Genomic DNA, 14,274 nt, shown 5'->3' with positions numbered 1-14,274 from the left:
AACATGTCTGTAACTCGACCTTAGGGGTTTTTTTGTGTTTTGTCCAGATAAATACATCATTTAATTACATATTTAGGAATATATTCTAACGAAATATTCATGTTAGGTTTTTTGCAAAGCTTCTGCTATTTCATGGGAAATTCAGCGCTTTTCGTGGAAATAAGACCCTGTAGTTCCGCTATGACCCTCGCAACCCTGCTTTTTGCCCGGATAGCGTCCTAGAGTTCCTTTTGATAGAACCGTAATGCAGCATTAAGCCCGAACCAGTGGCTCGATCGCATAGGTCGATCGCGCTTCAGCCGAAGCCGACTGTTCGCCTCGCACGACCCAGCCGTAAGAGAGTACCGCATTCAGGCGGCTGTGCTCCTGCGCTGTCAGACTCGCGATGATCGCTTCGTGACCCGGTTCCAACTGCAACTCGGGCTCCTGCCCATAGGCGAGGAGAATCCAACTGGCAATTCCGCGAAGCGTATTGAATTTGATTTGGTAGCCGTGACGGACTGCCTGCTCGAATGCGGCCGGATCACTGTCTGCAAGCTCAGTTAAGCGGGTATAGTCGAATTGGAACTTGCTGTCGTCGACGGGAAGATTGCCGGCGTGGACTCGCTGAAGCAGTTCATCTGCGGGCCATCCCTGGGGGTTGAGCGATTCCAGGATTAGCGCATCCCATTGCGATAGTTTGATTGGGGTTAGTTCAGAAGTGGACATTTTGGATCGCTCCTATCTATTTATATTCGACTTTGGTGTATGAAAGAGACTGCCCAATCGTCTTCTCGACGATGAGGCAGTCTTTAGCATGTTCAGCGTTGATTTACTTGCTAGCTTTGTACTTGTTCAGGAAATCCTTCGCTTTGGCAGCGTCTGCCTTCACTTCCAGACCCGTTTTGACAATTGGGCTTAACGTCGATACCGCTTTGAACTTGTTGTTCTTGTAGTAAGCCAGGAACTCGTCCTGATTGACCGAGTACAGCACAGCTCGTCTCAAGTCAGCGCTCTTGGCAACTTCGCGGTTCTTGGTGTTGAACAGCAGGTAGGAGACAGCGTTGCTAGGGACGGTTTGAAGCGCAAGCTTGGTATCAGCTTTGATGACATCGAACTTAATCTCGGATACGCCATAGTATAGGTGAATCTCACCGCTTCTGAGCGCCGACAGGGAGCTTTCAGCATCTTTGATGAAGCGTACTTTGATCGAGTCAACTTTCGGTTCGTACTTCGTACCCTTCATATAACCTGGGTTTTTGTAGAAAACAGCCTCGTAATCATTCTTGTAGGACAGGATATAAGGGCCGCTTGTGTACAAAGCATTGTTGTATTTGGCACCCTCAGTAACCGTCGATTGGTCGCCGTAGGAGATGTCTTTATTAACATCATATTTGGCTACATCGTACGTATTGATGCTTTCGACTTGTTTCTTCGAGACGATGCCAGCCGATTGGTGCGCCAGATAGTTCAATACTTGCGGGAACGGCTGTGTAGTCGTCAGTTTGACAACCTGATATTTGCCTTCTTTGTTGCTTGCTTGATTCTTGTCGGATACCAATGTCGAGATTTTGGAATCAAGACCTTTTTCCAAGCCAGATTTGAGCGTGCCGGAGCCGCCGGATAACTTAACGGATTCGAGTACCGCCGGGTCTGTCACAAGCTCTACCTTTTGAATATGCTCATGCAGTGTGAACGTGCGGTGGTTAGGTACGGAATTTTTGTCCTTGGCGCGATTCAGCGAGAAGATAACATCTTCTGCACCCACGCGTTCGCCTGAGTCGGCAGCTAGCTTGTCTTTGATCTTCGCGAAATGAATATCGTCCCGCAGTACGAAGTAGTAATCGGAATTGCCTTCAGCAATCGCGAAGTTGTAAGAGAGAGAGCCGTCAGCCGTTAATTTGTCGTCGTCTGTCAAATTGAGCAAACGTGTATACATGTTCGTGTTGATAATGTTGATCGAGCCGTCGTTAGCTTTGATCGGGTCGAGCGATGTTAGGGAAGGAAGGGCAGATTGCAGAATAATCGGGTCCTTCGCACGTTTGGCAGCATCCTTGAAATCGAGCTCTTCCCAAGGAAGGGAGCGTGACTTCGACAAACGCACAGACTCTTTTTTCAGAACGTCTTGATTGAAAGCTTGTGCTTTGAGCGAGTTATAGAGTGGTGCGATATAGGCTTTGTCAAGAACTAGCTGTTGTTCGAATTTCTTATAAGTCTCGGTGTATTGCTCTGGTGTTTGCGTCGAGGCTTGATCGATCAGCTTGTCGATCTCAGGATCTGACATAATGCTGTAGTCGCCGCCTGTTTTGAATAGGGAACGTACCGCATAGTCCGGGTTTCCTGTAACCGTGGTCCAGCTGGAGAGCGCAACGTCGAAGTTGCCTGCATCTTGTTGGGCTTTGAATGTGCCGTAGTCCGGCTGAACGTTCAACTTCACGTTGAAACCGTTTTTGGCAAGCTGATCACGCACGATGTTGAGGTCTGTCTCATTGGAACTCATTCCTAGCAGTTCGATATCAACGGGCGTGTTGTTGACGGCTGCTGTTTCTGTTGATCCTGGTGTTGGCGTCGCTGCCGCATCTTTTTTTGTCGTGAAATTGCATCCGCTCAGCATCAATGAGACGCCGAGGACGACGGGGATAATGACCTTGCTTTTGGTAACCATAGTATTGGCCCTCCTAGTAATTCTAAATGTATGAACACACATTCATTCCAGATTCTTGTTTGTTACGTAACGAAGAGGTCATGGAGTAAGAATGAAGATTCTAAAATAAGTCAAGATGGTTTAGTCAAGCTTGGGATCTAGCGCGTCGCGTAATCCGTCTCCAAGGAAGTTGAAGGACAGCACCAGCGCGATAATAGCTAAGCCAGGATAGATTGCGGTGTAGGCATTGGTTTCTAGATAGGCACTTCCTACTTTCAAAATATTGCCCCACTCCGGGATATGCGGCTCGACGCCGAGTCCCAGATAGCTCAAGCTGCTCGTCGAGATGATGGCTCCGCCCACAGTCAAAGTGGACTTGACAATCATCGGTGCGATGGAGTTCGGCACGATATGCCGAAGCAGAATAATCAGATCGCCTGCGCCGAAAGCGCGGGCCGCCTGCACATACTCAAGCGTCGATACGAGCATCACGTTGGCTCGCATTGTTCGAGCGTACGTCGGGATAGCCCCGATGCTTAGCGCCAGAATAAGATTGACCGTATTGGCACCGAACGCTGCGATGATAGCAATGGCCAGCAGGATGCCGGGAATCGCGTACAGAATATCAAGCGCTCGCATGATGAGATTGTCCGTACTGCGTCCGTAGTAACCGGATACCGCGCCCAGAGAACCGCCGATGATCACGGGAATCAATGTGGAGAGAATCCCGACGAAGAGCGAGATCCGCGCTCCGAATACGATTCGCGAGAATAGGCATCTACCGAAGTTGTCTGTGCCAAGGGGGTAGGTCAGGCTTGGTGATTGTAGAATCGCCCCGTAATTATTGTCGATGGCCATCCCATAGTCGAACGTCAAGTAGCTGCACAGGGAGATCGCCAACAAGAAACCGATGAACCACAAACCCAGCATCGAGGTGGAACTGCGGGACAGCCGGTCGATGACCTCATTCAGTTTGGTTCCCGACGAGACGTCCCTGTTCCTAAGTCTGGCTATCAACAGAATGCCGAGCGCAAGCGCGAACAGATTGCCAGTTACAGAGCTAGCCAGCAGCAGAACCGCAGCTATCCACATCCACTTGGGCAGGAGCTGGTTATCTGCATACCGGGCAATCAGCAGCAGGGCAATGAATTGAATGGCGCCTGCGATTAATAGAAGAGCCATGCCTGGTACGAATAAGTCCGAAACATAAGGCTTAAAGACGTTCAACGCCGAAATGGCGAAGACGAACACGGTCGTCAATAGTGCGTAGACCGAGAGAGTGTATGCTGCGCTCTTCTTGCTTTTAATGAGCTGGAAGGCCGCCGTTACGACAAAGATATTAGCTGTCAGCAAGCTGATCAAAAGCACATAGCCTAGCCGGCGAGTGCTCCGGCGCAGCCCGCCGTGTTGGAGCAGATCTCTGCGGATCAGAGCCATTGTCCCCAACTGAAGCAGCGCGAAGACGAAGTAGGCGGCGAAGGCAGCGAAGACAGCCGAATTCACGGCCAATTCGCCTCCTTTGAAGCTGTTGATCAGCAGCACCATCGCCAAGCTCAGGGAGGCAATGCCAGCAAAGCTGGCCTGTCCGTACTCGGCGCAGGTGCGCAATCTGAAATGGATGTCTTGTTTAGTAAGTATGGGTTTGGGCACCTTGGTCACCTTTGTCATCTGCTAGTATTGTTTCATTCTGGATCGAATTCTTGGATCGAAAAACGCGTACAAAATGTCGATCACGACATTGACGATAGAGATCGTAATAGCGGTATAGATGACACCGCCCATGATGCTGGGGATATCAGGGATAAACTGCTTGTCCACGATGTAGCTTCCAATCCCGTTGATATTGAAAACTTTCTCTGTGACAGCCGCTCCACCGAGCATGCCGCCGAACTGAAGTCCGATGACTGTAATAATCGGAATGAGCGCATTGCCCACCGCGTGCTTCCACAGCACTTGACTGCGCGTCAACCCTTTGGCCCGAGCTGTCGTAATATAATCCTCGTGGATGACCTCGAGCGTGGAAGAACGCGTCATTCGGGCTACCGCGGCCGTAAGACCTGTTCCTAATACGATAATTGGCATAATCATCGTCAACGCGTTCTGTGGATTATAGGTTGCGGGCAGCCAGTGCAGCTTGATGGAGAAATTCAAGATAAGAATCAACCCTTGCCAGAAGTTAGGGATCGACAATCCGATCAAAGCAAGCAGCATGAACGTATAGTCAAAGAAAGAATTCGACCGAGTAGCAGATATCAAGCCGATCGGCAGGGCGATCAACACGGCTATGATTGTTGAGATCACGGTCAAAGTCAGCGTCACAGGAAACTTGGCGGCGATTGAAGTGGTAACGTCCTCGCTGCCTGCGAATGACTTGCCTAAATCAAAAGTAAGAATGCCCCGGAACGTATGCCAGAGCTGAACCAGATACGGCTGATCCAGTCCATAAAGCTTGTTGAATGCGCTAATTTGCTCAGGCGTCCCGGTTTCCCCAATAATATTGGCGGCAGGATTCATTGGCGACAAATATAGAATGGTAAAAACGAGAAAGGCAACGCCGAAAATGACAAAGACGGTCATCACGAGCCGCTCTATAATGTATTTCAGATATGCGTTACTATAAATGAACATAAGCGCGTACATGAGCAAGCCGAGGACAATGGATACAGCCAGAAACACTGGGTTTTGAAGCAGCTCCGTGAAAGTACCTGAGTAACTGATCAGTGATTGGCCATTCTTATTCTGCTCATCTGCAAGTTGAGTCCGTAACGCCTCTCTGAATTTGCTCTCCGTAATCCGATTAGCTTCGCGAGCCAGTTTCTCCGGGTCAATGATTTGATTGAAGAATTGGTGCTTGCGTTCAAGTTGTTCCTTCGCCTCTGCGAACAGAAGGTCTCGGTAGCCGGCTGATGTCCATTCCCGTTCTATCTTGTCCAGCGCGGCCTTGTGCATACTCAGCTTCTTGCGGCGCAGATAGACTAGATAGATGATTAGATGCACCGGGGCTCCTGCCAGCAGCAGCAGAAAACGGTAAGTAGGATGCAATAGCATTTTGTAAAAGATGTTCCCAAGTCGGTCGACTAGACGGGAATCCGTTGCGACAGTGTGCCCGGTCAAGTTCGTGTGCTCCTTTTTGTCGGTCAGTTTTATATATTGCATTATTCCGATCGATATAGTAGATTTTAAGGTGAGAAGCGAAAAATGTCAATAATATGCGAAATATTATTTCTTATGGTTGCTATCCATTGAAGTTATATTTTAACATGTAATTGTAATTGATAGAACTTTCTTTTTAATTTATCCACATACAAAGGTGATTATATGACGTCAATCTTAGAAGTAAAGCAGTTGTCTGTCTCATTCTACTCGCGCGATAAGGAAGTTGAAGCCGTTCGTAATGTAAGTTTCTCAGTTCGCGAGGGCGAGACTTTGGGCATCGTAGGGGAATCCGGCAGTGGGAAAAGCGTAACGGCCCGCACAATCATGCGGTTATTGCCATCTCCTCCCTCGATGGTGAAGGGCGGCGAGGTTCTCTTCCAGGGAAAGAATCTGGCGGATAAGTCGGATTCGGAGATGGAGGAGATTCGCGGTCGCGATATTGGGATGATCTTCCAAGATCCGATGTCCTCCCTGAACCCGACGATGCGTATCGGTCGGCAGATCGAAGAGAGTTTGATCAAACATCGGAAACTTGGCAAGCAGCAAGCACAGAAGGAAGCGATCCAGATGCTGAAACTGGTCGGCATCCCTAACGCAGAAGCCCGCTATCTCCAGTATCCCCATGAGTTCTCGGGGGGCATGCGTCAGCGGGTGATGATCGCGATCGCGCTTGCTTGCCGACCGTCGCTGCTTATCGCAGATGAGCCAACGACTTCGCTCGACGTAACCATTCAGGCGCAAATTCTGCACCAGATGAAGGAAATTCAGCGCCAACTCGGCACGTCAATCATCCTGATTACGCATGATCTGGGTGTCGTTGCCGGCATGTGCGACCGCGTTGTCGTCATGAAGGATGGCGAGGTCGTGGAAACGGGCACGACGGAGGAAATCTTCTCAGCGCCTAAGCACCCCTATACGGTGCGTCTGCTGAATGCACTGCCTCGGCTTGACGAGAAGAAGAAGCCCAAGCTGGCCTCTGCGGTTAGCCGTTCGGCAGATGATCGTCCCCTGTTGGAGGTTCGATCGCTTAAACAGCATTTCAATCTGGGCAAAGGCCAGATCATCAAAGCTGTCAATGATATCAGCTTCGATATCCGCGCGGGGGAGACGCTTGGCGTTGTAGGCGAGTCAGGCTGCGGCAAATCGACCACGGGCCGGACGATCTTGCGGTTGAATGAAGCGACGGGCGGGGAGGTACTCTTCAAGGGTATCCCGCTTAACCGCTTATCCCGCAAAGAGATGAAAATCATGCGTCGCCATATGCAGATGATCTTCCAGGACCCTTATGCTTCGCTGAACCCGCGTCTGCGGATTGCCGACATCATCGGCGAAGCGCTGGATCTCCATCAGATGACGAGCAGCAAGAAGGAGCGGCAGCATCGGATAGAGGAACTGCTCGAGATGGTCGGTCTCAACGCATCGCACGCGATGCGTTACCCGCATGAGTTCTCGGGCGGGCAGCGGCAGCGGGTCGGAATCGCCCGCACACTGGCAGTCGAGCCGGAGTTTATCGTCTGCGACGAGCCGCTTTCGGCCCTGGATGTCTCCATCCAGGCGCAGATCGTGAAGCTGCTGGAAGAACTGCAGCAGCGGCTGGGGTTGACCTACCTCTTTATCGCTCATGACCTCTCGATGGTCAAGCATATCAGCGACCGCGTAGCGGTCATGTACAAGGGCAAGATTGTGGAGCTGGCGGAGAGCGAAGAGCTGTATGCGAACCCGCTGCACGCCTATACCAAATCGCTGCTTGCGGCGATTCCGGTTCCCGATCCGGCGGTGGAATCACGCAAGGCGTTCGTGCCGCTGATCGATTCGAGCATCCAAGATCCGTACGGGCTGGAGCGTTCGCGGTTCGTCGAAGTGCAGCCCGGACATTGGCTGGCTGTTGCCGACGCATAAGGATGGAGGATCAGAATCCGCAAGCAGGAAGCGAACAGCAGTCATGATGAATAACAATTGAATCGTTTTACCTCGAACCCAGGTGCCCTGCACCCGGGTTTTCTTAGTATGGGGTTAATCTCGGGAGAATCAGTCATTTCGAACAATATCCCGAACATCACCTAACAAAATGACACCCCCAACCCCCAACCTCACCAACACCCAACAAATGACCTCCCCCGCACAAACAACTGTCGGTTCTTCCCGAACGCTCCTTTCGTTACAATGAAAGCGCATACTGTTTTCGCAAAGGAGACTAATTATGAACTTTGATCTGAACGTTGTACCTTTCAGCCGTAGAGAATCCTTCTTGGCAATCTCGATTCTGCCAGAAGCCCAAGATCGACAACAAGGCCTGTACCTGCGCACGGTGCGCGGCGGCGACGATAAATTCGGCGAGGCCTTTCATATTGCGATGCAGGATGCAAGCGGCCAATCCGTGCCCTTCGAGGCCATCGCTTGCCCGGAGCGGATTCAGCTTGTTTCGGCAGCAGGATTAACAGCGGAGATCTGCATCTCCGATCGCCGAACGTTTCGGATTCGCACGAAGGGATGTGGAATCCGTTTAACTTTCCGCACGGCTGCCTACGATTATGCTTATCAAGCAGCCTCCAGCAGCTGGGAAGTGAACAGCTTCACGCATGGATGCAGGTTCATGCTGACGGCACTGGTTGGCGACTTGAAGATGGAAGTGCCATGGGACAAAATCAAAAGCTCTTACGTCATCGCAGACTTCGTGCCTGACGAACTATCGGGCGTATCCGAGTTTGCTATAGAGGAATTCAACACGGTATGGGAGCCGCGCGCGTCTTGGGAATCCTTCGATGATGCGGTGGCGACAGCGAAGGAAGAATTTACGCGGTGGCTGGATCGCACGCTGCCTTTGCCGGAGAGATGGCAAGAAAGCAGGGAGCTTGCAGCTTATATCACTTGGTCCTGCCTCGTTCCGGCAGAGGGATGCCTGACGCGGCCAGCGATGTATATGTCGAAGAACTGGATGACGAATATCTGGAGCTGGGACCACTGCTTCAATGCGATGGCGCTCATTCGCCATGATCCTAAGCTGGCGTGGGATCAATTCATGATTTTCTTTGACCGCCAGGATGAGAGCGGTTTGATCCCGGATTTCATCAATGATAAATACGAGCTCTGGAACTGCAACAAGCCGCCGATACATGGCTGGACGCTGGCTTGGATGATGGCCAGAACAGATTATATTAAGGATGCGCAGCTTAGGGAAGTGTACGGCCCTCTCGGCAAATGGACGAAATGGTGGTTCCGTTATCGCGACGGCGATGGAGACGGCATTCCGCAATACAATCACGGCAATGACTCTGGCTGGGATAACAGCACAGCTTTCAATAATGGCATTCCTGTAGAAAGCCCGGATCTAGCGGCTTTTCTCATTCTGCAAGCTGAACTGCTTGCTGAGATTGCGGGTCTGCTCGGTTACAGCGAGGAAGCGACCGAATGGCGACAGCTTGCCGAGGGCACACTGGAGAAGATGATCCGTCATTTCTGGAAGGATGACCATTTCACGGCTTGCCGCTCAGGCACGCATGCGTTGTCAGAAGGCGACAGTCTCCTCTTGTTCGTGCCAATCCTGCTCGGCAAACGCCTTCCCGAGCCAATCCGCACAGCTTTATTGAAGGGCTTGCGGGATGAAGAGCGCTTCTTAACCCCCAATGGCTGGGCGACAGAGAGTGTAAAGAGCTCTTATTATCAGCCAGACGGCTATTGGCGCGGACCGATCTGGGCACCGTCGACGATGCTGCTTGTTGAAGGCGTTGCCGCAGCGGGAGATCGCGAGTTGGCCGAGGAAGTTGCCCGCCGATTCTGCGCTATGCTGGATCGCAGCGGAATGGCGGAGAATTTTGACGCAATGACGGGACAAGGATTGCGTGATCGCGCTTTTACATGGACCTCCAGTGTGTTTCTAATATTAGGTCATGAGTACACAACAAACTAACTACAACCTGCACTTCTCCCTGTTTAAAAATAAGCAGAGATGAGGTGCTTTTCCCGTTTCATTTGAGAGAATGAAGGGGATACGGTTTGTTTGCAGAAACGGTTCCATGCTACACTTTTGAGTATCATTGGACAGCGCAAGCTGGAAGGGAGGGTGCGATCATCAAAGACTTTTGGCTCAAGAAACTTAACATCCGCCTGCTATCTGGCTCTTATCGGAGCATTCGCACGAAGCTGCTTTTCTGCTTTCTCATTGTCACGCTTATTCCGCTGCTCTCGCTCGGGGCTTTGTCCTATTATCAGTCCGCGAAGGTAATTAATTCCCAGTTTGGCAAATACGGCGAGAATGCAGTAGCTCAGTTGGAGCAGCAGACAAGCTCCTATTTGAATCGTATGAATCAAACGACGGAGACGGTTTACTCCTATCTGCTTGATCCTGCAAGAATTGATCTGGGGGACCAGGCCCCAACGACGTATAAAGAAATTATGGATAAGGATGATTTTGAAGTCCTTCTGAAAGCGCTTAAAACAGATCGGACTACTGGCATCTATATCATTACCAGCTCTGGCTACTACTATGGAGAAAATAATCTCGATGTCGCGAAGCTCGGTCTGATCCCGGCTTGGCAATCAATGTTGGATACGCAGGAAGGGAAATATTGGCTGGGGTTCTATCCGCAGAATCATGGCATGAAGGAAAGCGAAGAATCCGGGATCCCTGTGCTCGGCTTAGCAGTACCGATTAATAATCCTTATGGCGCGCTGCGCGGCAGCAAAATTCTGATTGAAGAGAATGCCGAGGATCTGCTGCATATGTTCAAACTGTTCGAGAATGATACGAAAGCTCATCTGAGAATAACGAATCCGCAGGGGCGAATTATATATGAGACGCAATCGACCATCACATCACAACCGAGTGATATTGTGTGGAACAAAACAGTTGCGGCTAATCAATGGACCCTAGAGGCCAGATTGCCTGCCCGGTTGTTCTATAGTTCTTCAGGAATAATAAGATCCAATACGATACTTGTTGCTGTTGTTTCATGTTTGCTGGCTTTTGGATTTGCTTATTGGTTCTCCTCCCGATTCACAGCGCGGATTCGTCGTCTGAAGGATGCGATGCAGAAGGTCGGCTTCGGCAAGCTGCAGACGAGGACTCAGGTGGAAGCCAGGGATGAGCTGGGCAGTTTGGATACGAGTTTCAACAACATGGTGCGCGGCATTCAGACTTTGATCGGTGAGGTTGAGAGAAGCGAACGGCTGAAGAAGGAAGCGGAACTGAAGGCTTTTCATTATCAAATTAATCCTCATCTGCTTTTCAATACGCTCAATTCCATTCAGTGGAAAGCCAGATTGCAGGGGGCGGAGGATATCCGCCAAATGCTGTATCATCTGACGATGGTGCTGGAAGGCAATTTGGATATTTCGCAGGAGCTTATTCCGCTTGGTCGAGAGCTGCGAATGATTGAGCATTTTCTGAAAATTCAAGAGGTTCGCTATGGTCCTGTTTTCACCTATGAGTTGGTCTGTGATGAACAGCTCAAGCAGTATCTGATTCCCCGCATGACACTGCAGCCATTGTTCGAAAATATTTTCTTCCACGGCTTCGAGGATGGTAAGGGAGTGATTCGGTTAAGCGTGCGCGAGGCAGGCAATCAGTTGCTGCTTGTGCTTTCCGATAATGGCGCAGGCATTCCTGCGGATAAATTAAAGCGGCTCCTTCAGCCCGGTGAGACGAAACGCAAAGGCAGGGGCGGTCTGGGCGTGCTGAATGCCGATCAGAAATTCAAGCTGCATTTTGGCCAGCAATATGGTTTAGCTGTGCAATCGATCCAAGGGGAAGGGACAACGATCACGATGGAATGGCCTAAGAAGGAGGAGAGTCTGCATGGAAACAACGAAGACCATTAAGGTGATTATCGCAGATGATGAGAGCATCGTTCGCAAGGGGCTCCGTTCCACGGTGCCTTGGGATAAATACGGGATGGAAGTCGTGGCTGACGCCCCGAATGGCCGCAAAGCTTGGGAGGCTTTCCTGGAGCATCGGCCTCAAGTGGTGATTACGGACATTGTAATGCCCGAAATGGATGGGATTGAGCTGTCGCGCCGCGTCAAGGAAGCAGCGCCGGATACACGAATCATCCTGCTCAGCTGCCACCGGGATTTCGAATATGCCCAGCAAGGGATCAAGCTGGGAGCGGCAGGCTATCTGCTCAAAACGGCCTTCGAAGATGAAGAGCTGGAGGGGATGCTGGCGAAGTTTCAGCATGATTTGGCGATGACGGCATCAGCCTCCGCTTTCACTCAGGCAGCTCCCGGTAAAGACGAAGATGAGCGTCTGGGTACACTGCTTTATGCTTGGCTGAATGGGCATAATGACAAGTTCGTCGAGGAAATGAAGAAACGGACCCGCGAGGTGTGGTCTTTCCACGGGGAGTCGGTATATGTCTACCTCATCAAGACGTCAGGGTGTGAGGCTTCCTGGCTTGAACTTTTGAAGGAGAGCGCCCTGGAAGACCGTCAGCTCTGTGAAGGGGCGATCATTCCATATGGCGAGGAGCGCTGCTACTATATCGTGCCCGAATCGCTCCTGAGTGCGGCAGAGGGCTTGCTGGTCGAGCGGAAAAGCGAGAGCGCGAAGCTGCAGTGGGCCAGAAGAGGACCGCTCACAAGCGCAGAAGAACGTCTGGAAGCGCTAGCAGCCTTGCATAAAGCTTCGGAGTTGGAGAAAGCCTATGGCGTAACCGCCGCGGATTGGCCTGATCCAATCTGGAAAGCAGTTAAGCTGCTGCACGACAATCCCTCCGCAGATTGGTCGGTCAGTGATGTGGCTGGACAGGTTGGCCTCAGTCGGAGCCATTTCTCGATCTTGTTCAAGAAAGCGGTGGGGGACAGCTTCGTAGCTTTTCAATATAAACGCAAACTCAAATTAGCCTATGGGTTATTAAAGGATACCAACCTGACGATGCAGGATATCGCTGAGCGCACAGGGCTCGGGGATAGCAAATATTTCAGCAAATGGTTCAAGCGATGCACTGGCCAAACGCCAAGCCACTACCGTGCCCAACAAAAAGACGATACCTTCCGAACATAACGGCACCCGCCTTCGCAAATCGAACAAAAAAGCACAAACATTCGAATAGTTATCGGTTTTGAACCGCTTTCATTTTAGTTATGATGAAAGCGGTTCAATTATTATTTACTTCACTCATCGATAGGGGAGCTGACCGAATGAAGAAGAAACTTTCACTCATTGTCCTTACATCTGCAATTACCATTACGACGCTTACAGCATGCGGGAATAACGAAGGTACCAAAGACAAGGCGGCAAAGCCGGCAGAGACGAACCCTTCAGCCAATGTGAAAACGCTTCGATTCGCCACCTGGGATACCGGAGATGCACTGAAAATTGAGCAGGATATCGCGAAGAAGTTCGAAGCGAATCATCCTGGAACGGCTGTTCAGGTAGAAGCTTACGCCGACGGTTTCGATCAGAAGCTGGCAGCTGGTTTCGGCGCTACGAATCCTCCGGATGTGATGTACATGTGGGATTTCCCAACGTATCATCAGTCGCTTGAACCGCTTGGCAGCTACGCTGACGGGGACAAGGATTTGAAGAAGGATGATTTCTACAAAGGGTTGTTCAATTACGCGACGATCGACAACAAGCTTTATGGGATTCCGGCTGGTTTTACGACCCGCGTCATGTATTACAACAAGAAGATGTTCGATAATGCCAAAGTTCCTTATCCTAAGGATGGTTGGACATGGGATGACTTTCAGGGAATTTCCAAGAAGCTGACGGATAAAGCGAATAAACAGTATGGATTTGGTGTTCGTGCCGAGAATGATACGTACGATCTGCAAGGGTTCGTGTGGAGCAATGGCGGTTCTTATATCTCGGATGACGGTAAAACGATAAACGGCTTCATGAACAGCAAAGCAACCGCTGGGGCTATTCAAATTTTCGGAGATATGCTCAAGAATGGTTCGGCCGTGTTAGCGGGAGGCAAAGGGCAGCAAAGCGGCGAGGATATTTTCAAAGCCGGGAAAATCGCCATGTGGGAAAGCGGCATCTGGCCACTGGAATCGTTCAAGCAAGCAGGAATTGATGTAGGGACCGTGGAGATGCCTGCATTCCCAGGTAAACCAGTCAAAGGTGTCATTGCTGAATCAGCACTTTCTATTGCGAAGGATTCGAAGCAGAAGGACCTGGCTTGGGAGTTTATCAAATATTATGTTGGGAGCGAAGCGATCAAAATGCGCGTAACGGATTTGCCAGTCAGAGGAAGTGTCGTGAACGAGCTGAAGAAGGATCAAGACCCTCTATACAAGCCGTTCTACACCATGCTGCAGCGCTCCGACAACTCGCCAGCGTTCCTGCTCAATGCCAAGTGGAATGAAATAAACCGCCAGCTATCGGCAGCTGTAGAAGCCGTCGTGCAAGGCAGCAGTGCTCAGGATGCGCTGGATCAAGCCGTAAAAGACAGTGAGCGTTATTTGAAATAAGAAGACTACAGTCTCTGCAGAAAGAAGGTTAGGAGATGGCTCAGACCTACCCGCAGCAAGCAAGCGCAGAGAAACCATTG

General features: G+C 50.7%; 9 protein-coding genes. 5 read left to right on the top strand and 4 right to left on the bottom strand.

The annotated features are described in order from the left end of the window. Positions 1-252: 252 nt before the first annotated feature. The 4 genes from IEY34_RS31640 to IEY34_RS31625 all read right to left on the bottom strand — a co-directional run bounded on the left by IEY34_RS31640 (position 253) and on the right by IEY34_RS31625 (position 5,737). Positions 253-708, bottom strand: a complete 456-nt coding sequence (locus IEY34_RS31640) for a hypothetical protein (protein ID WP_189019577.1) — start codon at positions 706-708, stop codon at positions 253-255. Between the two features lie 103 nt (positions 709-811). Continuing rightward, entirely contained in the window at positions 812-2,644 is a 1,833-nt protein-coding gene (locus IEY34_RS31635; protein WP_189019575.1) for an ABC transporter substrate-binding protein, read from the bottom strand. Positions 2,645-2,764: 120 nt separating this feature from the next. Next, positions 2,765-4,291: an ABC transporter permease gene (locus tag IEY34_RS31630; protein ID WP_189019573.1), complete on the bottom strand. Its 1,527-nt coding sequence runs from the start codon at positions 4,289-4,291 to the stop codon at positions 2,765-2,767. Between the two features lie 3 nt (positions 4,292-4,294). Next, the gene (locus IEY34_RS31625) at positions 4,295-5,737 is read right to left on the bottom strand and encodes an ABC transporter permease (protein ID WP_373291375.1); all 1,443 of its coding nucleotides are present in this window, start codon (positions 5,735-5,737) and stop codon (positions 4,295-4,297) included. A gap of 204 nt (positions 5,738-5,941) precedes the next feature. Between IEY34_RS31625 and IEY34_RS31620 the strand changes: the two genes are divergently transcribed. The 5 genes from IEY34_RS31620 (at position 5,942) to IEY34_RS31600 (ending at position 14,194) form a co-directional block, all read left to right on the top strand. Continuing rightward, complete coding sequence (locus IEY34_RS31620; protein ID WP_189019571.1) at positions 5,942-7,678, top strand: ABC transporter ATP-binding protein; 1,737 nt, start codon at positions 5,942-5,944, stop codon at positions 7,676-7,678. 301 nt (positions 7,679-7,979) lie between these two features. Then, on the top strand, positions 7,980-9,686 hold the full coding sequence (locus IEY34_RS31615; RefSeq protein WP_189019569.1) for an amylo-alpha-1,6-glucosidase: 1,707 nt from the start codon (positions 7,980-7,982) through the stop codon (positions 9,684-9,686). 86 nt (positions 9,687-9,772) lie between these two features. Continuing rightward, positions 9,773-11,596 carry a sensor histidine kinase gene (locus IEY34_RS31610; protein WP_308423092.1) on the top strand — a complete coding sequence of 608 codons (1,824 nt, stop codon included), beginning with the start codon at positions 9,773-9,775 and terminating at the stop codon, positions 11,594-11,596. Then, the gene (locus IEY34_RS31605; RefSeq protein WP_189019567.1) at positions 11,574-12,779 is read left to right on the top strand and encodes a response regulator; all 1,206 of its coding nucleotides are present in this window, start codon (positions 11,574-11,576) and stop codon (positions 12,777-12,779) included. The genes IEY34_RS31610 and IEY34_RS31605 overlap by 23 nt, the downstream gene beginning before the upstream one ends. A gap of 137 nt (positions 12,780-12,916) precedes the next feature. Beyond that, a complete protein-coding gene (locus IEY34_RS31600) occupies positions 12,917-14,194 on the top strand; it encodes an ABC transporter substrate-binding protein (protein ID WP_189019565.1) in 1,278 nt (425 codons plus the stop codon). The last annotated feature ends 80 nt before the right edge of the window (positions 14,195-14,274 follow it).

It is taken from the genome of Paenibacillus marchantiophytorum, assembly GCF_014640555.1.
Taxonomy (GTDB): Bacteria; Bacillota; Bacilli; order Paenibacillales; family NBRC-103111; genus Paenibacillus_E; species Paenibacillus_E marchantiophytorum.
Note: the sequence above shows the minus strand (reverse complement) of the source record. Positions and strands in the feature narration are given on the sequence as shown.